The sequence below is a fragment of the Pseudomonas orientalis genome, from assembly GCF_001439815.1.
GTDB classification, from domain to species: domain Bacteria; phylum Pseudomonadota; class Gammaproteobacteria; order Pseudomonadales; family Pseudomonadaceae; genus Aquipseudomonas; species Aquipseudomonas orientalis.
The window spans coordinates 1-23991 of sequence record NZ_JYLM01000013.1; the positions used below are offsets into that span (position 1 = coordinate 1).

Here is a 23991-nt window from a genome sequence, read left to right on the forward strand (position 1 = left end):
GGGCATTCTCCCCCGCTATACGCCTTGCTTCCCGAACGCAACCAGCTGCGGACGGACGAAAATGGTGGAAGAGAGTGAGACTCGAACTCACGACTACCAACTTAAATAGTTGGCGCCCAAGCCACCGGGCATTCTCCCCCGCTATACGCCTTGCTTCCCGAACGCAACCAGCTGCGGCCGGACGAAAATGGTGGAAGAGAGTGAGACTCGAACTCACGACTACCAACTTAAATAGTTGGCGCCCAAGCCACCGGGCATTCTCCCCCGCTATACGCCTTGCTTCCCGAACGCAACCAGCTGCGGCCGGACGAAAATGGTGGAAGAGAGTGAGACTCGAACTCACGACTACCAACTTAAATAGTTGGCGCCCAAGCCACCGGGCATTCTCCCCCGCTATACGCCTTGCTTCCCGAACGCAACCAGCTGCGGCCGGACGAAAATGGTGGAAGAGAGTGAGACTCGAACTCACGACTACCAACTTAAATAGTTGGCGCCCAAGCCACCGTGCATTCTCCCTCGCTATACGCCTTGCTTCCCGAACGCAACCAGCTGCGGCCGGGCGAAAATGGTGGAAGCGAGCGAGACTTGAGCTCACGGATACCAACTTGAGCAGTTGGCGCCGAAGCCTTCTGACACCCTACCCCAGCACCATTATTAGATTGAGGTTATCGCCTTATTTAGCAATAATAATATTGTGATTTCGCCTAAATATGTTGTTTGCATCATAACGCATTTTAATGCTAATCAAGCGCTCGTTATCGCTGCCGCTAAATGTCGTACGTGACGAGCTATCAGCCAAAGAGTAGTTTGAATATGAGGAAACTTCTTCACTTCCCGCAAGTTCTAGCGCAGCAGATTTGACCCAATGAACGAAAGTGATATCGTCCTCTGCTTCAGCCCAGCGAGCAGAAAACAAGATACCATAACCTCTCGATTTAAGAGGAAATGCGGAATCACTAGTTTCTGCTAGACGTCGCGACTTATTCAGATGTTCGACGGTAATGCTACATCGTTCACCAGGCATACACGAGGCTGCCGTTAACAATGTATCCATTGTACGACTATTAAATTCATCCAAGCAAACCGACTTCCAGTACCCCCTCATCGGTGGTTGGAATCTCTCATCGAACCAACCCTGCCATTCTCGGAAGTCGTCAGTTATAAACTTATGACTACCTGCAAGATTCAATGCGGTTTCTAACGCCTTGATAGCATCCATGCTCTGGTAATTGCTGAGGCAGAAGTCAATGGATAAAAGGTATTGATTACTCTCCGCGCTTTGGGTGAAGACAGGAGCTAGTACCAAATTCGCAGGGCAAACCTGCTCCATATAAGCGGCCAATTGCGGGAGCACTCGGGAGACATCATGTGACGCGACTGTTATCGAACCGCAGTAGACTTTAGGCAGCTTTGATAGGCGATACCGAAACTCAAGCACAACTCCAAAATTACCGCCACCTCCCCGAAGCCCCCAAAGCAGATCATGATGCAGGGGGTCTTCGGCCCTAACAACCTCGCCACTTGCAAGCATCACATCGGCGCCTACCAAGTTGTCACAGGTAAAGCCCAAGGTTCCGACGAACCAACCGATACCACCACCGAGAGTCAGCCCGGCAATCCCGGTATCACTGACAGTCCCGGTCGGCACAACATATCCTTGAGGACACAATTCCGTGTCTACGTCCCTCAAGCGGGCGCCAGGCTGAACCCTAGCGATGCCCAGAAGCATGTCTAGTTGCACGCCATTGAATGGAGAGAAGTCGAGCAATACACCGCCTTCTGTCGAGCCGAAGCCAGCGATATGATGCCCTCCACCACGGATGGCGAGCTCAAGCTGGTTATCAGCAACCACCTTGAGCACTGCTCGGATAACCGCTTGATTAAGGCTGCGCACGATGACCAAGGGGTGCAGATCGTGAATCCTGTTATAGACTTGGCGCCCTTCGTCGTAACCTGGCTCTCCAGGAAAGAGTAGTTCAACTGACTCTTGTCCATGCCGTGTCCGCAGCAAAAGTAGTTGCGTCATCGCGTCGTTCATACGACTCAACCTTCCAGCACTGCAGCACGGGACGAGTCAGCGCCAGCACGTTTGCTATGCTTAGCCGTATCCAAGTTCCGGTTGTAAAGATGTATGTCAGTCCCATGCTCGACGTAGTGTAGAACCGAGCCAATTGCAACACTCGCCATCTCATCCCACACCGCAGAGGTCATGGCTCCTACGTAGGGTGTGCAGATGAAACGATCATCAGGCAGCTCGAGCATAGCGATCGGCATGTTGATCGCCTCGCCATTCTTGATAAGAGGTGGTGCATCCCAGTTCTTGTCGTCAAACGCAGCCCCCGCAATTTTCTGCTCAAGTAGGGCCTTGTAGACAGCCCGGCCATCCACCAACGCGGACTCCGACGTATTGATCAGGATGGCCGAGGGTTTCATCAAATTAAGCTCTTGTTCGCCGATGAAGCCAAGTGTTGAATCGTTATACGGACAGGCCAGAATCACAACGTCACTACTTTCTAGCAATGACTCCATCGATAATCGCTGAGCCTGAGTATCGCGCTCTATGTCGGGTTTTTGCGAGTTGGCCGTGTAAACGATCTTGGACTTGAACGCATCGTGCATCATCCGGGCGACCCTGGAGCCGACCTTGCCCATACCAACAATGCCAATCACCGCATCCTTCAGTAGCGGAGTGTCCGTTTCATGCAGGCGACCACTTTTTTGTTCTGTATGGAAGTAAATCAACTTCCGGCGCAAAGCAATTACCAATCCCACTAGAAACTCGCCCATAGCTTCGTACATCACTTTCAAGCCTGGTGTATTGGTAACAGCGATCCCCAAACGATCAGCCGCATCAATGTCGACCAGATGCTCGGCTCCAGATGCCAGGCACGCCACTAGCTTAAGTTTCTGAGCGTGCTGCAGGATCCCGTCAGTCAGCACCTCTTCACCGGCATGAATGTAGATATGAGCATCAGTGATTGCGGAAATAACTCGCGCCTCATCAGGAAATGACTCCGGAATTAAGTTCACTTCATAACGCGCAGGACTTAACTTAGAAATGTAGGTCTGGGCCAAGCGATCAGCCCCAGAAATAACTACTTTAATTCGCTCTGACACAGCAGCACCCCAAAATATAATCATGGAATATTAAGTTTCAAACGCCTAAATATGGCGCACTGAAAGAGTCGTGACTATCGAGAAACAGTAGGGTATGCCTGGCCCCATACGAGCGACGCCACAAAATATCTATAAAGATATACCGTGCTAGCGCTTAGAAAATTGGGCAAGAGGCATTAAATGCATGCTACAGATTTGATCTGCAACTACATCCAGAGGAATAATAAAGGGCGGGAGCAATGGGGGTCTTGAACACAGTACATATCCTTATGAGCTAGGCGCATGCTACGCCGTGAAATATCAACGTAATCCTTTTTCGTTGGTGCACTTCTCAATCCGTCTGAAAACCGCACCGGCACATAAAACGCCAATCCAGCTTTCATGTCAAGTTTTTTTTAAGCATTAGCAATTTGATACGGCCGTAAGCCCAGTTTGTAAAATTATGTAACCAGTACTAGCTATCGTAGACCATGCTACTTGTGTGGCTCGGTGTTTTACTCACGACGTGGTTATCAAACATTTGGATTGTGTATGGCGGTGTGCGAGTCCAGTATCGTTAGCTTTTTTTCATTCGTCTTTGTCTAGGAGGACACTTCAGTCAACATCAATTTAATCAACTTACGAATTAATGCGTGTGACCATGATAATAAAAAACTCTGCAAGCACCCGCGCATCTAGCAACGCATGGTATGCCAGATCAAGCAGTTCTACTCTTTCAAGAGCTTTCGCATCCACATGATTGTAAAATTATGTAAGGTCGGTTGACTCACAGCTTGGAATGGCATAAGTGGTGGTCTGCACAAACGAGATTAGGAAAAACCTCCTAATCCAAGTCGTTGCATTTGAACATTTCTCGGGCTCTCTATCGAAGCCGCTCAGAAATCTTCAAAAAGGGGCTCGGGCCGCGACATGCGACTGACCACATTGCAGACAATTGTGCTGCGGCTGGACGTGCTGGATGACGAAATCACTCCAGTCCTCAACCGAATAGGCATCGGTCAGCACAACGTAAGACTCGTAGCCTGATTCCGTTACCAGCGCTAAGAGCGCCGTCGGCCTCAATTGAACCGTGAAATATTCGCTAGCATGCGTACGGGCGTCCTTCCCGAACATATAAAATCAAACGGCCTGGAAAATTTATTTCCTACTGCACCTAACCGACCGATTTGAGACGGTGTCTTCGCTTTTGCGCGAGGACGCCCATGAACCAACCACGCCCTACTCGAACCACAGCGATACTCAGTCTGTGCCTTGCATTATTGGCAGGCATTCTGGGTTATGAGCATCATCAACTCTCCCAACTCAGCAACAGCTTGGCTGCGACTGCAGACAAAGAGTCGCTCGATGCGTTGTTGACGCGGCTGGGAAAAGTCGATGAGCGACTGGACACGGTAGCCGGCAACCACCTGGTGACCAATGAGGACTTCCGAGCCGGGCAGCAGGCTTTATCGAATCGAATTGATGCCGCACAAGCGTATGCAAAGCAAGCGGCGGAGTCTGCGCAAGAAATCTCTCAAAATGCTGCGTCTGCTGGTGAATTGGTAGTCCTCAAAGCCAGCGTCGAAACACTCGATAGCCGTCTTCAAGAACTCAGTCAGTCACGAATCAAACAAACCACTGCTGTTCCCCTCAAGCCCAAGCCTAAGCCCGTTGCCCGACAACCAAAGCGGCCAACACCGCCCGCTACCACCACTGTCACACCGCAAACACCCCCTTTTACCGTTGTCGGTATCGAGTATCGCGGCGGTGAACGCTTTTTGTCCGTAGCACCGCCTGGCAGCACGCAGTTGAATCAAATTTACCTTATCCGACCTGGTGACGCTGTGGCGGGCACCGCCTGGCGACTCAACGCGCTGGACGGAAGATCCGCACGCTTTGACGTGGCCGGAACACCTCAAACCGTAACCGTCGCGCCATAGGACCTCCTTTATGCACTCCCCTACCACTTCCTCGAAAACAATGAAGCCCAGGAACATTTTGGGTTTCATTGCAGGCTTGGCCACCTTCGCGTTTGCATACGGCTGTCATGCGGCTTCGGGGCAATCAACGTCGATCTCGAACACTCAGAACAGTGAAGTTCACAACTCTTCTCAAGGAGCAAGTCAGACAGAACTCGCCCGCGAGTGGGGATTGACCCCCCAAGAATGGTCCCGTTTTCAAACTGTGATGGAGGGTCCTCGCGGAATCTATTCGCCAGGCCTGGATCCTCTGACAGCACTTGGCATCGAAGCGAAGTCGGAGGAGGAGCGCCGTCGCTATGCAGAGCTGCAGGTGCGAGCCGAGCGACAGCGTATCGATAAGGAATTGGCGTATCAAAGGGCCTATGACCAAGCCTTCGCACGTCTTTACCCCAATGAAAAAGTCATCCAACTATCGTCCAACCCTGCATCTGCTCCTGGCTCGGGAGCGTTAACTGCTGTGAAAGGCACTGGACGACTAGCCGTTTTTGTCCAAGACAGTTGCAACGCATGTATTGACCGCGTCAAAGACTTACAGAACCAGAAACGGTCCTTTGATCTGTATTTCGTTGGTAGTCAAGGTGATGACGAAATAATTCGCCGCTGGGCCATCTTGGCCGGAGTCGAACCGGCCAGCGTGCGAAACCGACAGATCACATTGAATCACGATGCCGGTCGATGGCTTGGCCTTGGACTCGGCGGTGAGCTGCCGGCCGTGGTACGCGAGGTGAATGGACAATGGCAGCGTCTGTAATTCGCGCGGCTTTAACGGCGGGGCTACTGCTTACCGCGGCATTTGCTAACGGTGCCGAGGTTCCGCCGCCGGCCTATCAGTTGATTGCCCTGCCTGCCGGCGTTCCGTCCGAGGTGCTGTACTCCGTTGCGCTGCAAGAGAGCGGCACCCGACTTCGCGGCCAGATCGTCCCCTGGCCCTGGACGTTGAATGTCGCCGGCGCCGGATATCGCTTTGCGACACGCAGCGATGCTTGCAGAGCGTTGATGATCGCCCTTCAGACCGCAGGCCCAAATAGAGTCGACGTCGGGCTTGGACAAACCAACATCGGTGCCAACGGCCACCGTTATAGCTACCCCTGCGAAGGGCTGGATCCGTACAAAAACCTCTCGGTTACGGCCCAGATCCTGGCTGAGCAAAAAGCCAAAGGAGGCGACTGGATCACCGCTGCTGGTCGGTACCACCGCCCTGCCGGAGGCGAACCCGCTGCCCGATACCGACGAGCTTTTGCCAAACACCTCAGCCGGGTCACCGGTATCAACCTGATGGCGAATAATCCATGAATAGATTGCTGCATCTGCCTGTTTTGCTGTCTTTGGCCTCCCCCATGGCAGTGCATGCCACCTCGCTGATTGTTGTTGAAGACCGAGGGGGTGTTTCCGCTCTGCCCTACTACCAGGACTTGGCTCCAGAACCTACTGAGCAGTCAGCACAGTCAGAGAATATTGGTGTGCGTGGGCAAGGCTCGTTTCCAGTGCGCTCTGACCAACTGACACCCGGGCAGGTACAGGGCCGGGTAATCAATGCACCTGGCCTGCAACCATTGTTTCTTGTAGGCGACGATGAAAACTCCAGAAAGTGGTTATCACAGCGCCGCGATCAGTTACAGCAACTGCAGGCAGTTGGCCTTGTGGTTAACGTGGCCAGCGCCGAGCGGTTTGCCGAAATCCAACGATGGGCAGGAAATCTACAGTTGGTCCCGGCACCATCAAATGATCTGGCACAGCGCCTGGGAGTCCAGCATTACCCGCTGTTGATCACTGCCACAACTATCCAGCAGTAACCAGGGTATGGCCTCTCTTACGCACATCACCTTGGTCATCAAGCAACCAGATGACCCACGAGCAGGCCAACTGCTTTTTGAACAGGTCACCTATGTCGCCAAGCTCTATGGCGGCACCGTCATCGCCCGCGTACCTGGTGACGAGGTGGAGCTATGTCAGCGGCTAAAAGAACGCCTGCCCGAGGCAGTTGAGCAAGCGAGGCAAGAGTTGGCCAATTCATCATCACGCATGAAAGGAGGATCCCGGCCCCATGAAGCTGACCAAGAAGCAACGCTGCGAGCTTCACGCTAAATTCGCGGGCCATTGCGCATACTGCGGTGTGCTGTTGGGTGACCGGTGGCATGCGGACCACAAGGAAGCAGTATGGCGAGAACCAGAGAGGGTGGACGGCAGGTACTCCGGTGCCATCATTTTGGGGCGGCCAGAAAACCACGCCATCAGCAACATGATGCCCGCGTGCGTGCCGTGTAATTTGAGCAAGGCAGCGATGCCACTAGAAGTCTGGCGAGAGCGCATTGCTGGACACGTCAACTCCCTCAACAGCTACCACCCCATATACCGCCTGGCCAAGTCCTATGGGCTGATCGCTGAGACAGGCAAGCCAGTCGTTTTCCATTTCGAAACAGTGGGGCCACTGTCCCCTTTCACTCATAGGAAGTGATCCATGGCCACCTCCTACACCATTGAGTCGTTACTACGCCCTGCCGTCGAGCTGTACACAGTTTGCGTATGTGCCGCTGCGGCGTTGCTCTGTATTTTCGCGCCCTGGGCGGTTGCTCTGACGCCTTTATTCGGCATGGTTGCCGGTACAGGCTTTCTGGGTCTAGGGTTCGTCCGCCTCAAACAAGCGTTGGTGGTGCTGCGTTACCGGCGAAATATTCGGCGCCTACCCCACTACACCATGACCAGCAAAGACATGCCGGTCAGCAATGAGCGGCTATTCATCGGTAAAGGCTTTCGCTGGACCCAAAAACATACTCAGCGGTTGATGGAGACTTACCTCCCAAAGTACGCCGAGTATGTCGAGCCCACGTCTATCTATACCTTTGCTCGCAGAATTGAGGAGCGTTTGGAGTTCGCGCCCTTTCCACTTAAATTGCTGTCAAAGGCTACCTCGTGGGATGTGCCATTTAACCCGGCGCGTCCACTTCCTCCAGTCGGGGGGCTACCGCGCTTACACGGTATAGAGCCGAATGAAGCGGATGTCAGCCTGCCACTGGGTGAGCGGGTTGGACACTCCCTTGTATTGGGGACTACTCGTGTTGGAAAAACCCGCCTGGCAGAGTTGTTTATCACCCAAGACATCAGGCGTACCCGCCGTAGCCCCCGGCGCCGCGTTCATATGGGGCGCCGCGTGCAACCCGTTCATCGAAGCCAGCGCAATGTAGAAATGGACCTGGACCGCGAAGTGGTGATTGTCTTCGATCCTAAAGGCGACGCAGACCTCCTGAAGCGCATGTACATCGAATGCAAGCGCGCAAACCGACTGGAGGAATTCTACGTGTTCCACCTAGGCTGGCCTGATCACTCCGCTCGCTACAACGCCGTCGGCCGGTTTGGTCGGATCTCGGAGGTTGCCACCCGCATTGCCGGCCAACTTTCGGGGGAAGGCAATTCCGCGGCATTCCGGGAATTCGCCTGGCGTTTCGTCAACATCATCGCGCGCGCCCTCGTGGCACTGGGACGTCGGCCTGACTATGAACAGATCCTCAAGCATGTGACAAACATTGACGCGCTGTTTATCGAGTATGCGCAGAAGCACTTTGCTGAAAATGATCCCAAAGCCTGGCAAACCATCGTTGAGCTGGAAGGAAAGATCGATCGTAAGAACCTCAGTTTCGCCATGAAGGATCGACCGCTACGCGTGGTGGCCCTGGACATGTACCTCACTCAGCAACGCATCTCCGACCCAGTGATGGAGGGTCTGCGATCAGCCGTACGCTATGACAAAACCTATTTCGACAAGATAGTGGCCAGCCTTCTGCCATTGCTGGAAAAACTGACCACAGGCCGGATTGCAGAGCTGCTATCTCCCGACTACATGGATCTTGAGGACCCACGTCCAATCTTTGACTGGATGCAGATCATCCGCAAACGGGCAGTGGTCTATGTCGGCCTGGACGCTTTATCTGATACAGAGGTAGCTGCAGCGGTGGGCAACTCGATGTTCAGCGACCTGGTGTCAGTTGCGGGTCACATCTATAAGTTTGGCATCGATGATGGCTTGCCCGGGGCCACCGGCGGCAAGGTAGCAATTAACGTACATGCGGACGAATTCAACGAACTGATGGGCGATGAATTCATACCGATGATCAACAAAGGCGGTGGTGCCGGCATGCAGGTCACGGCCTATACCCAAACCATGAGCGATATTGAGGCAAAAATCGGTAACCGGGCTAAAGCTGGCCAAGTCATCGGTAACTTCAACAACCTGTTCATGTTACGTGTACGTGAGACTGCAACCGCCGAGCTGCTGACCAACCAGTTGCCAAAGGTCCAGGTGTTTACCAGTACACCAGCGAGCAGTGCAAACGACGCTATTAACGGCAACACCGCTTTCACCTCTAACACTCACGATCAGATCCAAAGTGTCAGCGTACCGATGATCGAACCGGCGCATGTGGTTGCCCTACCCAAGGGGCAATGCTTTGCCCTGATAGAGGGCGGGAATTTGTGGAAGATTCGTATGCCGTTGCCGGCAAGCGATCCCGATGAAGTGATGCCCAAGGATTTTCAGGCCTTGGTTGAGGGCATGCGTAAAGGATCCGGAACCAGCAGCGACTGGTGGCAAGCACCGGGATATGACGCATTAAGTGAGTCGCTTCCTGATGACTTGGTAGACGACTTCCGCCAGATGGCCAATAACGGAAAAGCCGCATAGGCTTGAAGGAACAGAGCCATGGCCGATATCGCGGAAAAAGCCCAGCAACAACAGGAAGGTCAAAAAAACTTCCTGGGCATGCTGTTCTCTACCCCTTTTCATCTCTTGGGGGTGATGTTCGGCTCCTTGCTCGGCGCTATCGTCGTTGAATGGCTTTGCATGTACACGTTCTGGCCGGATGCCGGCTGGAAACATGCTCAGCAGATGTTCCAACATGAACTGGGCTGGCTGTCCCAGGATCTGCTGCACAGCGTTGTCATCAAAGAACCGGGGCGTACGGCAACCTGGCTGGCACAAACGGTCTATGACTGGCTGATGGTGAAAACCGGCATGCAGGACAACATAAATGCACTGACACAGTACGCTCGCTCAACATCACCACAACAAACGGGAACCTTGAACCTTCGCTACGAACTCGGTCGGGCGATGATCAAATTCCAGGACTATGGCTTAGCCGCGTTATACACAGTCCTGACCTTCTGTGTGCGAATGGTCATTCTGACGTTGACGATTCCACTGTTCGCCCTGGCGGCGTTCACTGGCTTGGTCGATGGCCTGGTGCGGCGTGATCTACGAAAATTCGGCTCCGGCCGCGAGTCAAGTTACCTGTATCACAAAGCCCGGGGGACGATCATTCCGCTGACCATCGTGCCCTGGACGGTCTACCTGGCCATCCCCATCAGCATCAGCCCCCTTTTGATTCTGTTGCCCTGCGCCGTGCTGTTGGGTGTGTCCGTTTACATCACCGTTTCAAGCTTCAAAAAATACCTTTAGGAGCTGCCCATGCAGTGGACACAAAAACAGCAGCCCATCATCCATTCTACGGCTGACAAGCTGCTGGTTCAGGCTTTTGCCGGTACCGGCAAAACCCACACCTCACCATGCGTCCCCTCCCCCCGAGAAGTCCCCTAGTAATGGTGGTTCCTGCGAATGGTCGCAATGGGTCGACTGTAGCCATTTGCGACAGGCAGCAATCGGCCAAAATCAGTCTCTCGTCCCACACGTTTTTTCGGGTTGGCATCACTCAGGTCGTGATGCCTTCATGTACCTTGGAACCGCTACTGACGGGTATGATCTAATCTGCACGGCTGAGTGGTGCTAGACCGCTTCTAGACGGACAGCGACGGTCATACCACGACCGTCGCCGTACGCTTTCAGACCTCTGTCTGTTCCGCCATCTCCAATGCTAGGCTCTGAACAGGAACAGCCCTTCACGCGTCTTGCTCAGGTTCTGGATCACGCGCGGCCCTTTTGAGCGACTGGATCAGGCGCTTGAAGCCCTTGGTTTGAGCAAACTTTTTATAGAGAGCCGGGGTGATTTCAGACAACTTGGCAACAGCTTCCCCCATCGTATTCCTGAGCTCTGTCGAGTACCTGAACGCCGCGATCTGCTCGGCCTTCGCATCGAAAAGTTTAGCCAAGGCTGGAAGGCCGTCGGGGTTGCGGCTCAGGTACGCCAGGAACAGGACGATCCGTTGAACCTCTTGCGGGTTAGACGGTTGGACATCCGGAATGAGGTGGCCATATTTCGATAACGGGATTGCGAAATCGTCAGGTTCCACGGACTCTGCGAAGAGCATGGTTCTCAATCGGATACCTATGACGTCACGCTGCTGGGCATCAAGCAACTTGAGCAGCGAATCCATCACGGCGTACTGGGCCGCTCCCCACTGCGAAGTCACGCTACCGTTCGCGAGGGAGTTGAGAACATGGATCAAGGCATCACCGACAGCCGCGATCGACTGCATGGGCTCTTTATTGCTCACTATCCCATTCAGGATTACCTGGTGCTGTTTGGCCCCTGCCGAGATGATCTGTACCCAGTTATCACGAGTCAGCTCCTCACTCGTGAGCTGCTTGAGTAGACCCGCCCGAGTTTTCGGCAGGACATTTTCATCCGCCTCCATGACGACACTGATCAATCGGACGTCCGCCTTAAGAGCGTCTTTGGAGGCTTCTGCAATAAAAACGTCCCAAGCTGAAAGCCAAATCGCTAAATCGGCCTCAGCAAGGCCAACCTTCGAAAGCGCCTGGGAAATTACACTAAATTTGGTAGTAACCTTGTCGCAGCTCAGGGGCCCAATACGCCGCTCTCGAATCAGGTACGCCAGGTAGGTCGCAACCGACTCGCCCACTTGGGGGTCGTCAACCAGTTGGAACAAAGCAGCTGTGGTAAGCGATGCGTTCGCCAGAGCCCGAAAGACTGACGACTCGAAAACACCATCCAGATCATCGAGCTTGGCGAGCAAATCGGCGTCGGCTTGCCGAATGTATGTCACCGCCGCCACCGCCTTAATCAGCGCACTGGTATTGTTCGCCAGCAACGTTGTGGTCGCAGCGCCGATGACCTGGTCGACATTCGCGGCCAACCCAAGTCCCAGCACCGCGCTATTTACTTCGCCTGCAGCACCTGTGAACTTTGCCAGGATGGCGACGTCACCGGCCGAGATACCATCGGTAATACCGCCGCCAAATTTGCGCTCGCCGTACAACCATTCGAGCGCAGGCACGACGCAATCAATCGGCAATATCGCTACACCCATCTGGTGATCAGCACAGCTGGCCAGCTGCGCATGTGCGTCTGGCAGACCCACGTTCGCAAAGGTAAACCCACTGGCCTTGATCACTTTCAGGCGGGCGATATCAGGCAGCAGGTGCATCACATACTCGGAACGCTTAACAACGATCTCTTCAAACTTCAGTCCTAGCGCTTGAAGGTAATTGTCGTATTCCTGCATGAAATTCCAGGCCGACTTCAGCTGTTCAGGGTCGAACGCAGCGTTAAGAATTTTCATCAGGCTGGTTTTCAACTGGCCGCCATGACCACTCAGTAGCTGCCCTTTCAACCCATGGCCTCTGCAATAACGTACGGATTCGTAGAACTCCTCAGACCCTGCTTTGGATTCGCCGAACAGTTCAAGTTGCGCGCTATTGATAAGCCTCAAGAGAGGCTCAATCCAGTCGCCTTCACGTGCCTGATGTGCCCCGGATATGGTTGGCAGCAGAGAAGCCAGCGATGGACGCAGAGATAGGAAACGCCTCATGGCGTCAGAGAAGCCGAACAGTGGAGTAAGCCCGCCCAACGCGTCGTAATCCTCGCTGGCAAAGGCTTCTGCCAATGGCGTGTCCAAAAGCTCAGCGATTGCGATATCACCCGTAGTCAGATAATGAATCTGCAGGAACTGGATCTGCCACCCGGTCTCCATGGAATCGCCAAGAGTGGCACCTAGCAGGGTTTTAGTGTCCATGACCAGCCCAGCTTGCTCCTCCCCAATTCCTTTCTGATAGGTATCCGAGAAACCATCCGTGCGCAGTATCTCCACCAGCGAAAGGTCGGCATATTTGCAGAGCAGAAGATGGCTGGCGATAGCCAGGAGGCTGATTTCCTCCCCCACTACCAATGCTGTCGTGGCGATATCATTGATGAATTTCTTCTGCAGCCGGGGCGTGACCAGATTGTTGGCCATGGGACTGTGGCGCTGCAACAGCTGTGCGCACTGCTCGATGACGTTGCCGTCAACATCCGGGAAGCTATGATTCCACAACTGACGGAAGCCATTTTTCCAGCCCGAGGTGATGACCGGTGGAGAACGGAAAACCACAGGAAATTTTTTCGCTATGAAGTCCCTGGCATCGTACCGTCGATCACCTTCTGCCTTCAGGTATTCCGCAACCTTGTTTGAGCAAAACGGAACGATTACCGTCAGATTCGCAGCCTTGCTAGCGACCTCAATAAAGATCTCCAGGTCGCTCCACACCGACCGCAGGCTGTCCTTTGGCAGGCGATCAAGGTTGTCCAGGATGATGACATAACGCTGGTCTTCAACCACCTTCAGCTGTTCGAGAAGCGTCTTCTTGAGATCAAGGGACGTCACCTCCTTGCCAACCTCAATCTTCTCCTCAATATGATCGTCACTAGAGCCTTTAAACAAACTCAGAAGGCTCCATTTCTGAGCGCCTACCCGAACCTCCCTATGGCAAAACTTGGCAACGACAAGGATCAGCACCGGGCTGAAAAATGAAACGAGGTGCACGGCAATAAGCCACCAAAACGGGTCTTGCAACGTGTTGGTAAGCGCAGCGGCTTCGGGCGATGTCCCTGTGATGGCAGCATGGGAACTACGCGAAAGTGCAAAAAGCTCCCGGAATGAGCTGGCGGCAAAAAACAGGCTGGCGACCAGTGCCAACGCCCAGGCACTGACACGGCTCGTTGTTCGCTTGTTGTACTCGAACAAGCGTCCGAGGGCTCGATCGCGAGAGGCTTTCAGGGTCTCAGCAGCCCTGCTGACATGAGGCACTTCTTTGAGCACCTCATCGGTGAAAAGCTCGATGAAATTGCTCTTCGTCGAACCCTGGTAATTCTGCTCGCAATCGAAAAACCAGACCCTGAAATCAGAGTCAGCAGCCGTCAGCTTTGCCTTCAGCATGCTCAGAATGGAGCTCTTACCGGAGCCAAACTCACCATCCAGGCCTACAACCTTTGAGGGGCTGTCACTCAGCAAATGACCGTGGATTGCGCTCGCCACCTTGTCATGGCTACCACCGGGGAACACGTCCTGAGTTGCAGGGTGTTCAGTATGGAAATTGATCAACCGCATAGAAGTCCTTTTATGCCATCCGTGCGCATCATTTCATCCCCGTGTGCAGGGAATGTCGATAGAGCCCTATTGCCCCTTACCAAGCAATTACATCGCATATGACGGCCACCTGTAAAAACCACCATATGTAGTTATTAACCTGCCAAAAAACACAAGATAGTGACATATTGCATGTATGGCAAGCTGCCATGAACGCTAAACTAAAGTGGCATGCTTGGAGGCTTCTGGTAGAACGATTTTGCGTTCAAAAACAGCCGTACAGATCACCGCCAGCGTAGTTAAATCATCCAGAGCAGGGAGAGGGAATGAGCGAACAGACCGGGCCATCAAACGATCAGGACGTGGCGCTAGGAGCCGGACAGGAGCCGGACAGGAATTCTGGCAGGGAGCCCGACATGGAGCTGGTTCTGGGAGCTCCTGCACCACCGGAAACGGTCATCGGTAACGAACCAGATCGCTCCCGGCTGGAATTTGCTTCTGTCAATGATTTCCAGCAGACCGAGATCAGCCGGCTGCTGGAGACCGTCGATACGCTCGACTTCTACTCGTTCGACTCTGAGCTGAGCGCACGCTCCAGGCAGGCGCTGGCGAACAAGAACTACAGCGGCTACCGGGCTTACAGAGTGCTCATGGTGGTGTGCTCTTACCATTTTTCTGTAGATCGCCAAGATGCCTTCGGCCCAAGGTTGATCAGGGATGGCATGCGCACGCCCATCCCCGCTGACATCGCTGGAGAGCAGAGCCAGGCGCTTGCCAATATCGCCGAAATGATCGACCACCCCCTCCTGCGAGCTCGGGTTGCGGATGTGGCTTGGTATAACCACAGAAACCTGCATCGAAGCGCCGTCTTGGCAATCACTTCCTACTGTCAAACGATCGAATTCTACTTGGACGACAAGCTCTCGTTCAGGTACGAGCCACCCTCTGGGCTGTCCTCCAAAGTCGTCGATCTGATCGAAAGGGCTTTCCACATCGTAGCCGGCACAGGCAAGCGAAAAACACCGCCCGAGATCGTGATCGCAACGTGGAACCGTCTTTACACCCATGCCGAGAAACTGAGGTGTTTCACGTCGCTTGATCGATTGGCTCGGCTAGGCCAGTCCTTCAACCTGATCGAATGGGCTCAAGTTGCACAGGATGCGGAGAGGTCGGCAAGCGCAGCCGCTGCTAGCGACTACGCCATGGCCGTCAAAGTCGTGTGGGAGCTTGCCGCCCTCGCCCATCATCAATCCAAAGATCACGCAGGCTTCAGGCGCTGCAAGTTAAAGTCGATCGAGCAGACGCTCAGGATGCGAGAAGGCGTCGACAGCTTCATGGCCAGAGCCAGCTGGACGCGGGATGCCATACGGGAGCTTCGCGCTATTCCAGGCATGCAAGCAGAACTGGAAGCGTTGAAGGCCGAGTTGCTGGAGCTGCAAGCGCAGGCTGCTCACGAATTCTCTTCCTTCCAGATCCCGATGGATTTGAGCGAGGAGCGCCAAGGCACCATCAATGTCTTCAAGGATCTGACGCTTCCAGAATTCCTCTACACATTTGCCCGGATCTGTGAGGTACCGGAGAAAATGGCGCTGCACACGGACATCATCCGTGACCGTAGCGACTCACTCCTGTCCGACCTCTTCAACGGACAGATCTACACCGACGTCCTGGGCCGGGTCGTCACACAAGCACCGACCATCAATCTAGACGACACGCCGCCACCCGAGTGGTATGACCATGAGAGCCTTCGCTACTTGGACATCCAGTACCAAATGTGTGTTGAAAGCCGAGTAAAGCCGGCCGCCCAAATCCTCATGGGCAAATTTTCTGTCGACGATCGACACCTGATGGCCATCGTGTCAGCCAGCCCATTCGTGCCGTCAGGGTTCGAGCACATTTATGCCCTGGGCCTCGCGCGCTTCCTTCAGGGCGACATGGTGTCCGCCTGCCATCTGCTGTTCCCACAGCTCGAAAACTCGCTACGCCATGTGCTCAGTAACGCTGGAATCGATACATCGAAACTGGACGAAGAATTGCTGCAAGAAGACCGCTCGCTCAGTGGGCTGCTGAGTAACCGACGAGAGCAGTTAGAGTCGGTTTTCGGCATCGACCTGATCTACACGATTGACCTGCTGTTCAATTTCAAAGGCGGCCCGTGCCTGCGCCACGAAATAGCACACGGCAAGCTGGCATCTGGTGCCTGCTACCTGCATTCCAGCATCTACGCGTGCTGGCTCATGTACTACCTGATGTGCTTGCCGCTGCAGCGGTGTTGGTACACCCATGTCGCCCCGCAGCTAGAACGTGCTTCACTCTAGCCAATGTCAGCGTTTACTGAACGGCTGCTTTTGGCCGATAGCTGCCGCTCACGGATGATCGCTTTCGACCCTAAGCAGTCAGTCTCGCTCAGCTTGAATAAGGCCGCAAGAAACGGATAGTAGTGCTGTACGAATTCCAGCCTGATACGACTCCAACCAATAGGAGTTTAACCATGTCATTTCGTATAACTGGCCTTTCCCCCGAGCCATTCCAGTCGCTGTTTGGGTTGCCCGACAAAGAGCTAGCCTCTCTCGGGATAAAGCGTTACATCGTTGACAGAAACCCAGGCTTTCCTGACCGTATCGAAATAAAGGATGCAGAGCTAGGCCAGAGTGTGCTTTTACTCAACCATCTCTCTCAACCAGCCGAGACGCCATACCGTGCCTCACACGCTATCTTCATACGAGAGTGGGCCACGCAAGCTTATGACGCAGTCGACCAGATACCCCAGTCTATGCGAATCCGTCTGTTATCACTTCGCGCATTCGCTGATGATGGGATGATGCTCAATGCCGACGTCGTTGATGGAATAGCAATGGAGTCAGTTGTTACTCGGATGTTTGCCGACCCAGAGGTTAGTTACATTCACGTTCACAATGCCAAGCAGGGTTGTTACTCCGGGAGAATAGATAGGGCGTAGTCGCCGCAGTCTTGGTGGCTAGTTCTTTTTTTTACTTTTCTGGCCCCTATTGGCCGAAAACTGAATGTCTGCGTGGAACAGGCGAACTTGAAAGATCGATAGCGAGTTGGTACGTTTCGGTCTCCTTGCTAATGGTTGCCCGAGAATGGAAAACGATTCGTCGTTGCAGATTGAACGCGCCGCTTATGAGGAGTTCGCGCGGTTGTGGAGCCTGGGAAGCTTCGAGCAGCAGCGACTGGGCCAAGCGTTCTATAACCACTTCAAATTGCACAAACTCACTGATCAGGCTGCATTGCGCAGCCTTTATGAGGCAGACGGCGAGAAAGCGTCGGGCTTGATCTTGAGGCTCTTTCATCTAGAGTGAGTGACAGCTATCGGCCACAAGCGGCCACTTGACGACCTGCGACCTTTTTGTTGCCCCATGAGCAGCGAGACAGCGACAGTAGCTTAACGCCCTCCACTAGGTGATCAACTGCTCAACAAGCAATGTTCCTGCGAGAGGAAAAAATAACTGCCCCCTGTTCAATCCTGGCAACCAAAATTCTGCGGATCAATGACGCAGCGCGTCCTGCTTTGCCTCCGTGTCTGCACGCTCAGCATCATCCAGCCACTTCCGAGCGATAAGCTCGAGCATTGCGTAGGTACGTGCGAAATCCAATGACGCCTGCGCCCATTCTTTTGCTTGTTGCGCGAAGCCTCGCTCCTGGTCGCCACCCTCTCCGAATGCTTTGCAGAACGCGCCTCGCATGTTAATCCTTTCGATGCGAATCCCAAGCTCTACCTGCGAAGAAGCGAGCGTCTCGATGACATGCCGAACGGCTTCGTGTGGCCAGGCGCCATCCGTAGGGCTCATTGGGGCATGGGCCAGTACTTGGCCGATAAACTGATCAGTAATGTCCTGACGATTCTGTTCTGCTGCTAGGCGCCGAAGCTCAAGGCACCACCCAAGCAAGGCATCCTGATTGACCTCTTTATCCTTTTGACCTGGCAAGGACTTCAAGCTTTTTAGTAATTGGTAAGCAGTGGTGGCCCGCCCCTTCTGCAATGCAGAGGCTTCCACCGGCTCTGCCCCCTTGGCTCTGAACACCAGACACACCAGTTCCATGAAAAAGCTCGGACGCTCAAGCAGCATTCTATGCAAGGCTTCAGGCTCATGGCGCAGCCGGGGGAAGTAGGCAAACTCTAGGCTCGCCATTTGCTCCACCGTCGTGTCCGGTCGCTCGGCCAATTCCCTGATGACCTTTTCAATGTCGAAGAAGCCGGTGGCCAACTGAGCACCAGGCTTGGCGTTTTGCTCTGCAACTCCCTCCATCAACAGCGACACGACTTCCTGTGTCGGAATCTCACCAAGTCGACGGGATGCGGCGCTCAAGGCGGCGACAGGACGTCCGACCTCTCGGTATTTGCCCACTGCATGGAGCAGCTCATCGGCGCTCACTTCGAGGGGATATGGCCCTTTTACAGTCCAATAGGCTCGCGCCACTTCATTTCCGAAGGTCTCGACGTATAGCCATGTCTGCCTATTCTCCGGGATACGTTCGATCACCCTCGCTACACGGTCAGCAGTCAGGCCACTGCCCAGAAGTGCAGAACGCACCTCCTCTTTCCACTTCTCATCGAAGCGTGCGATCCCGTCCGCCATGACTCCTCCAGCTGCGAACTCAAGCTCCTGCACGGTACTCGCGAGCAGGCCTGTGAACAACGCGAGGCGCTCATGGTAAGACAGTTCGAGACGCAACGCGGAGTAAACTACGAACTGTGGAATCTTGACGCGGATCGCCATCTGCAAGATGCCCTGAACGCCCAGCGCCTCATAGACCGCCTTCAAAGCCTGTAAACGGGCATCTTCCACGACCTGGGTTGGATCAGCATCTTCGTCATCAACGCCGTCCACAGGCGGAATCCAATCATCGAACAACCAGGTATGGTTTTCTACCAACGCGTCTGGGGCATATCGGTCGATAAGGACAGCCAAACGCTCAATACGCTCATTCGGCATCGCCCAATCTGCGCTCGAATATTTCTGGTGATGCTTGACCTCCAGGTTCAAGGCTTTCCAGATTTGCGTTCTGTCATCGGCGTCGACGGCGCTTAGCACTTCGCCGAGCCGTTCGACGGCAGACACGAAAGGATCGTCCTGGAAGTTCTGCATTGCGTTAATTAAAGAGACCCAACGCTCCGCCATCGAACCGGCCTCGTCGATCGCCAGCGCTATGATCTTGGCTTCACTCTCCCAGACCAAACCATAAGTCAGGGTTTCACCGTGATCCTGCTCGTACTCCCGAAACTTCGGTTTTTCGGTTGGCGAGCTGGTATCCCCTGAGCTGGGGAGCAAGTTGGCGAGGAGCGGCCAAGCAATGCTCGGGACGGCGTTCACGGTGGATTGCAGAACGGCCAACCGACGCTTCGTCCTCACAGAAGTGCATGGCACCCAAGAGAGGAATATAGCGCGCAGGCTGTTGATGGGCCGGTTGCTTAACTTGCCGCCCGGGTCGATTGCCGCAAGCTTGGCAAGGCACAGCACGGCCCGCTCAAAGTAGCCGGCATCCCAGGCGATGACCTCCAGCGCCCACAACAACCCGCAGTGGTATGTCACGGGCGTGAGCATTCCAGGGTGCTCGTCGAAAATGGGCAAGATGCTCGGCGAGGCGCCCTCAAGCTGACGCTCAAGGGCTTCTAGAAAAGACCTAGGCGATGCCTCTGCAAGCAACACAAGATTCTGGCTCAGACTTGCCATCAAAGTGGAGTCGCTCGACAGGCCAGGAATAGATCTGACCAAGTCGTCTACAAAGACTTGCGGATCACCACCCGCCACGGTGAAGCCTGCATGCTTATGCAGCACGGCGATGTGTAGCAGCGTCGTCATCAACCCGTTTCTGAGCTGTTCGCTGTGCGAGGTTTCCTGGTCGCGCTTGCTCCGCAGCACGAAGGGTTGGTCTGCAGTGGGTGGTTTGTGCGACGCCACAGCGGTCTGGAAAACGGCGATCAGAGCTGTTTTGAACTGCTCAAGGTGCCGGCGCCCAACCCGATGAGCGAGGTGCAGAAACGCATCGACTGGGGCTTTAGTCGCCCACAAATTCTCAATCCGCTCGATGGGCGAATCCTGCATAACCAAAAATTTGAGCAGGTCGTCCTCGGTCTCGTCATAAGGTTTCTGGCTGAGCGAACTGAGGATTTGTTGATCATGTTCAACATCGCAGACCCATGCTCCCGCCAACATGGCCGGTATCAACGCGTCCGCATCGCCGACCCACCTCGGCAACTCAGCGGTACCACTTGGCTTCTGTCGAGCCAAGACCGCCAGGCTCCGACCACAAGTACGGGCAACTTCATACCCTTCGCTTTCAGACATACCCATGCCGGTGAACGCTTTGCCAAGCTGAGTGCTGGTCGGTCGTACTAGGTCGACATGATCGTTCTTCTTGTCCTCTGCTCCGGCGCTTATCACTGTTGGCCCCGAAGTCTTCAAGATTCCTACGCAGCTGCGCGCGGCGAGTCGGGGCAAGTAGGTAAGGTTGCTCGTGTTAACCAGGTGCCGAGCAGCCTCCTCCGTCTCAACGATCAAGGTACGCGCTTCCAGCGGCTTGCGCACTGGTTCGGGCGCCTTGCGGATCGCAGCGACCGCGAAGGCAATGACCTCATCGGTAGTGTCGGCGGCGAACGCCAGTCGCCCACTTCCCTGGGTCAGGTTTTGCAGCAAGTCTTCGGCCTGGGATTCGCGTCCGGCGAGTAGAACGTCTTCGACCAGTGCAGGCTCGAAGCGGCGGGAAAAGGACTCCCAGAACTCATCTGTGCTGAGCACGCCGTGTTGGGGCGCGCGTTTGAATGCATGCCGCGCCCAGCGCGAGGCAACTGCTGGACTTTGCGCAAGCCAATCCTCCAGCAGCGGGCCATCGAGGTAGACGACACGCTTCCACTCGCCCAGCTCGTTCTTTTCATCAAGCCAGTCTTCAACTTTTACTTTTGGCGTGTTCCACGTCCTAGGTGAGACGATGACCAAAGTGCACTCAGCACGATCTTCAGCAGTGACCTCTTTGGTGCGCTTGCTGTAGTCACCTTCGGCCTTGGATTTGCCGGCACCATTGGTTCCGAACTCCCAAATTGACTTTTCGTCGGGCACGAACGGGGATGTTGCATCAACGTCGAGATAGCCATCGAAGCCTCGAACTTGTCCCATGTCACCGGACAAAAACCGAACCCGGCGCACCCGAGTGGCGGTGGCCCAGATCAGGTCCGCCACCAGCTCGGGCATCTTATCCCTGCCTTGGAGGGTGTCGGCCCACTGTCCTAGTTCAAGCGCACTGATCCACTTCAACGTTTTTTCTCCCTTTTACATGGTGTAACGGTAGTTGCCGAGACGACACGGCTCCTTGGCGTAGGCGCACTCTACCCCACGCCAGAACAGAACTGCTAGGCACACGACATGGCTGCAGACAGCGCCTCGTACCTTGCGTCGGCAGACACGCTTCCAACGGAAAAGGTGGAAATGGGGGGGTATTCATTTATCAGACAGACTGGCCGCTTTTATCCGATTGCTTCAGTTGCCGCTGCCTACTACCGAATCAGAGCTGCCCTTTACAGATGAAAGCTGTCGGCCGATTGCAGTGGCCGCCTAGTCGCAACATCAAAATGAGACATAAACGGGTGGCCTAAAAGATAGCTACTTTTGATGCTCTCGAAGCCGAACTTGATCGGCAGCTAACGTCTCCTTTACCGCCTTCAAGCTTCGCCCCTTTGCACGCGATTCAAATTTTTCCTGTCCAAACAAAGGGGCTAAGCTCTCCACACGTTTAGCTCCCAAGCGAGTGTTAAGCCATTCGAACAAGTCAAGGTCGATGAATGGAAACGTTCGACCAGAGGTTCGGCAGACCGCAATGGCTTTCAATTCCGTCAGCTTGATTAGGTCCCGTACGTCCTTGTCAGTGGAGATTAGAACGGGCAAATAAACCTCGCCGCGTGGAAGACCTTTAGGGGTAACCATTGCATCCATAATCCTGAGCATGAAAATATCCCAGGCAGCATTTCTTACAATATCGTTTGCGTTTTCGCTACTCTCGAATGAGTTCAGTTTTTTTGTCAGGCTGGTTTTGCCTCGATAAAGAATTTCGGCGCAAATTATAAGCTCTCTTGCCATCACAACTTGGAGTTCTTCATACATAAATCTAATCAATTGCTCGAGTTTGTGCGAAGCAGATTTCTTGGATCCGAGGTCGATCAGTTTTGTGCGTAGGATCATCGCTTCAATCAGCGCCAACCGATTGATTGTTTCTTCGCTCAATGCCTCGGTCAGAAGGTCATCTATCATACTCACCGCCTGCTGTTCGCAAGCATCTCGATAAAGATTCATAAATCTATCATTCCAGCCTGGACCCAGCGGATCAGAATCCATATGAAAAGCCAAAATCGCAGCGACAGTCTCTACGCATGCCTCGCGGGTCTTTTCATTCCAGTTTCTCTGGCATTCCCAGATGTAATAAAATGGGTTGAGTCTTTGAAGACCATCAACACCAATCGCTCTCCTGAGATTGTTTTTATACGTTTCAAGATTGTCCGTAGAGCTGGAATTGTATGAGAGCCTTCTAAAGTAGGAGGCTACGTTTGAATCAGCATATAACCCATGGCCAATTTCATACCGAATAGGCCCTTTGGAATTTATGAACTCTTTATCCAGTACAATTAATGATTGCCCTCCCATAGCGGAAGAGATCACTCCTGAGTTACCGAATTCTAGCCGCGGGACTTTGAATGCTCCTCGCATGTCTTGGCATGCGTAAACGATTCGCCAATTTTCTAATAGCTGTAAATTCGACTTAAACAGATCAAATGCGTTCTTTACGTCATCTGCTGTACAGACTTTTTGGAGAGCTGCTTGAATATCGAACTCGCTTGGTTTTTTTTGCTTACTCAAGGAAATCGCCTCTTAACCAGAGTTGTCAACGAACGTGAGCTATATCAGCATGCTCGGAAAATTATTTGCGCGTCTTTCAGCTCGTAGACGAGCCCACTCAACAGTTTTGCTAGACAAATGGTGTTGACGTTAAGAAAACGTGCGCGTTCCATAGCTGGGCCTGTCTACGGCATGGTTGAGGTCTTTTTTGGAAGTCTGATTTTTGTCGATTTCTGCCGTTCGTAACGGGGTAGCAATCGGACCTTTCCAGCAAAACCTGAGAAATCACGCGCTTAGCAACAAACTATTTCAGATTGCTGGCACGCGCTCATTATTGAAACCCTGGTAGCTCTGCACATCGAGGACGTCGCCTTGGGCCATCAGAAATTTGAATACCACACTGAGTTCTCTCCCTTTCAGTACGTTGTCAGAACCAAAAAGCTCTTCATGTTCAAGTCCGAAGAGCCCACTACTGAACCCGACACCCAGGGTTTTCTGGAAGATTCTGAACGTCAAAACCGCCTTGCTCAATTAGGCAGCGAAGGCTGGGAGCTGGTCAGTGTGCAGCCCGTGGTCAAAGGAGAAGTCAAGGTTGGCAATCAAAACGCCCAAGGCTGGGGTTACGGATTCGCCTTGCCCATCGGGTATCTGCTGTTCTTCAAACGCCCTATCCACTGCGATTGATGATGTCAGTACCGCCAGAAGAAATCCTTACAGTCCTGAATATGGTTTTCTTGCGGCGACCATAGCTTGATCACGGCAAGCTGACGGCATCAGGAATGACTAGAGCCCAGCCGTGATCCAGTACCCGCATC

At 53.8% G+C, this 23991-nt stretch carries 17 protein-coding genes and 4 tRNA genes; 12 read left to right on the forward strand and 9 right to left on the reverse strand.

Annotation, left to right across the window (positions count from 1 at the left end; genetic code table 11):
- Positions 1 to 66: 66 nt before the first annotated feature.
- From TU82_RS24350 to TU82_RS24375, 6 genes are all read right to left on the reverse strand, one after another.
- A tRNA-Lys gene (locus TU82_RS24350) sits at positions 67 to 139 on the reverse strand.
- Positions 140 to 192: 53 nt separating this feature from the next.
- A tRNA-Lys gene (locus tag TU82_RS24355) sits at positions 193 to 265 on the reverse strand.
- A 53-nt stretch (positions 266 to 318) separates the two neighbouring features.
- Positions 319 to 391 (reverse strand) — tRNA-Lys (locus TU82_RS24360).
- 49 nt (positions 392 to 440) lie between these two features.
- A tRNA-Lys gene (locus tag TU82_RS24365) sits at positions 441 to 516 on the reverse strand.
- Positions 517 to 673: 157 nt separating this feature from the next.
- Positions 674 to 2038, reverse strand: a complete 1365-nt coding sequence (locus tag TU82_RS24370; RefSeq protein WP_057725792.1) for an FAD-dependent oxidoreductase — start codon at positions 2036 to 2038, stop codon at positions 674 to 676.
- A 5-nt stretch (positions 2039 to 2043) separates the two neighbouring features.
- Positions 2044 to 3075, reverse strand: coding sequence for a D-isomer specific 2-hydroxyacid dehydrogenase family protein (locus TU82_RS24375; protein ID WP_231982733.1), 1032 nt, complete (start codon positions 3073 to 3075; stop codon positions 2044 to 2046).
- A 1244-nt stretch (positions 3076 to 4319) separates the two neighbouring features.
- Here TU82_RS24375 and TU82_RS28360 point away from each other — a divergent pair.
- Genes TU82_RS28360 through TU82_RS24415 form a run of 8 tightly spaced genes read left to right on the forward strand, consistent with a single transcriptional unit; the run spans position 4320 to position 10527 of the window.
- Positions 4320 to 5036: a methyl-accepting chemotaxis protein gene (locus tag TU82_RS28360; protein WP_082632085.1), complete on the forward strand. Its 717-nt coding sequence runs from the start codon at positions 4320 to 4322 to the stop codon at positions 5034 to 5036.
- Positions 5037 to 5076: 40 nt separating this feature from the next.
- Positions 5077 to 5829, forward strand: coding sequence for a TIGR03759 family integrating conjugative element protein (locus TU82_RS28365; RefSeq protein ID WP_072024071.1), 753 nt, complete (start codon positions 5077 to 5079; stop codon positions 5827 to 5829).
- Positions 5814 to 6371, forward strand: a complete 558-nt coding sequence (locus tag TU82_RS24395) for a lysozyme family protein (protein WP_057725796.1) — start codon at positions 5814 to 5816, stop codon at positions 6369 to 6371. Before TU82_RS28365 ends, TU82_RS24395 begins: the two co-directional genes overlap by 16 nt.
- Complete coding sequence (locus TU82_RS24400) at positions 6368 to 6871, forward strand: integrating conjugative element protein (protein WP_057725797.1); 504 nt, start codon at positions 6368 to 6370, stop codon at positions 6869 to 6871. The genes TU82_RS24395 and TU82_RS24400 overlap by 4 nt, the downstream gene beginning before the upstream one ends.
- A 7-nt stretch (positions 6872 to 6878) precedes the next feature.
- On the forward strand, positions 6879 to 7163 hold the full coding sequence (locus tag TU82_RS28790; protein WP_024073354.1) for a hypothetical protein: 285 nt from the start codon (positions 6879 to 6881) through the stop codon (positions 7161 to 7163).
- Entirely contained in the window at positions 7123 to 7533 is a 411-nt protein-coding gene (locus TU82_RS24405) for an HNH endonuclease (RefSeq protein WP_057725798.1), read from the forward strand. Before TU82_RS28790 ends, TU82_RS24405 begins: the two co-directional genes overlap by 41 nt.
- 3 nt (positions 7534 to 7536) lie before the next feature.
- Positions 7537 to 9753 (forward strand): type IV conjugative transfer system coupling protein TraD, encoded by a 2217-nt coding sequence (gene traD / locus TU82_RS24410; protein WP_057725799.1) that lies wholly within the window; start codon positions 7537 to 7539, stop codon positions 9751 to 9753.
- 18 nt (positions 9754 to 9771) lie between these two features.
- Complete coding sequence (locus TU82_RS24415; protein ID WP_057725800.1) at positions 9772 to 10527, forward strand: TIGR03747 family integrating conjugative element membrane protein; 756 nt, start codon at positions 9772 to 9774, stop codon at positions 10525 to 10527.
- A 437-nt stretch (positions 10528 to 10964) separates the two neighbouring features.
- On the opposite strand, the gene TU82_RS24420 is transcribed toward TU82_RS24415, so the two are convergent.
- Positions 10965 to 14351 carry a P-loop NTPase fold protein gene (locus tag TU82_RS24420; RefSeq protein ID WP_057725801.1) on the reverse strand — a complete coding sequence of 1129 codons (3387 nt, stop codon included), beginning with the start codon at positions 14349 to 14351 and terminating at the stop codon, positions 10965 to 10967.
- Between the two features lie 305 nt (positions 14352 to 14656).
- Between TU82_RS24420 and TU82_RS24425 the strand changes: the two genes are divergently transcribed.
- The 3 genes from TU82_RS24425 to TU82_RS24435 all read left to right on the forward strand — a co-directional run bounded on the left by TU82_RS24425 (position 14657) and on the right by TU82_RS24435 (position 17653).
- Positions 14657 to 16648, forward strand: a complete 1992-nt coding sequence (locus TU82_RS24425) for a DUF7380 domain-containing protein (RefSeq protein ID WP_057725802.1) — start codon at positions 14657 to 14659, stop codon at positions 16646 to 16648.
- Positions 16649 to 16821: 173 nt separating this feature from the next.
- Positions 16822 to 17289 carry a DUF1203 domain-containing protein gene (locus TU82_RS24430; protein ID WP_057725803.1) on the forward strand — a complete coding sequence of 156 codons (468 nt, stop codon included), beginning with the start codon at positions 16822 to 16824 and terminating at the stop codon, positions 17287 to 17289.
- 145 nt (positions 17290 to 17434) lie between these two features.
- Positions 17435 to 17653, forward strand: coding sequence for a hypothetical protein (locus TU82_RS24435; protein WP_057725804.1), 219 nt, complete (start codon positions 17435 to 17437; stop codon positions 17651 to 17653).
- A 186-nt stretch (positions 17654 to 17839) separates the two neighbouring features.
- On the opposite strand, the gene TU82_RS24440 is transcribed toward TU82_RS24435, so the two are convergent.
- The gene (locus tag TU82_RS24440) at positions 17840 to 21604 is read right to left on the reverse strand and encodes a hypothetical protein (protein WP_057725805.1); all 3765 of its coding nucleotides are present in this window, start codon (positions 21602 to 21604) and stop codon (positions 17840 to 17842) included.
- 345 nt (positions 21605 to 21949) lie between these two features.
- Complete coding sequence (locus tag TU82_RS28795; protein ID WP_156421699.1) at positions 21950 to 23197, reverse strand: hypothetical protein; 1248 nt, start codon at positions 23195 to 23197, stop codon at positions 21950 to 21952.
- A 351-nt stretch (positions 23198 to 23548) separates the two neighbouring features.
- Here TU82_RS28795 and TU82_RS24450 point away from each other — a divergent pair, with 351 nt between their 5' ends.
- Positions 23549 to 23860: a hypothetical protein gene (locus tag TU82_RS24450; protein ID WP_057725807.1), complete on the forward strand. Its 312-nt coding sequence runs from the start codon at positions 23549 to 23551 to the stop codon at positions 23858 to 23860.
- Positions 23861 to 23991 lie beyond the last annotated feature (131 nt).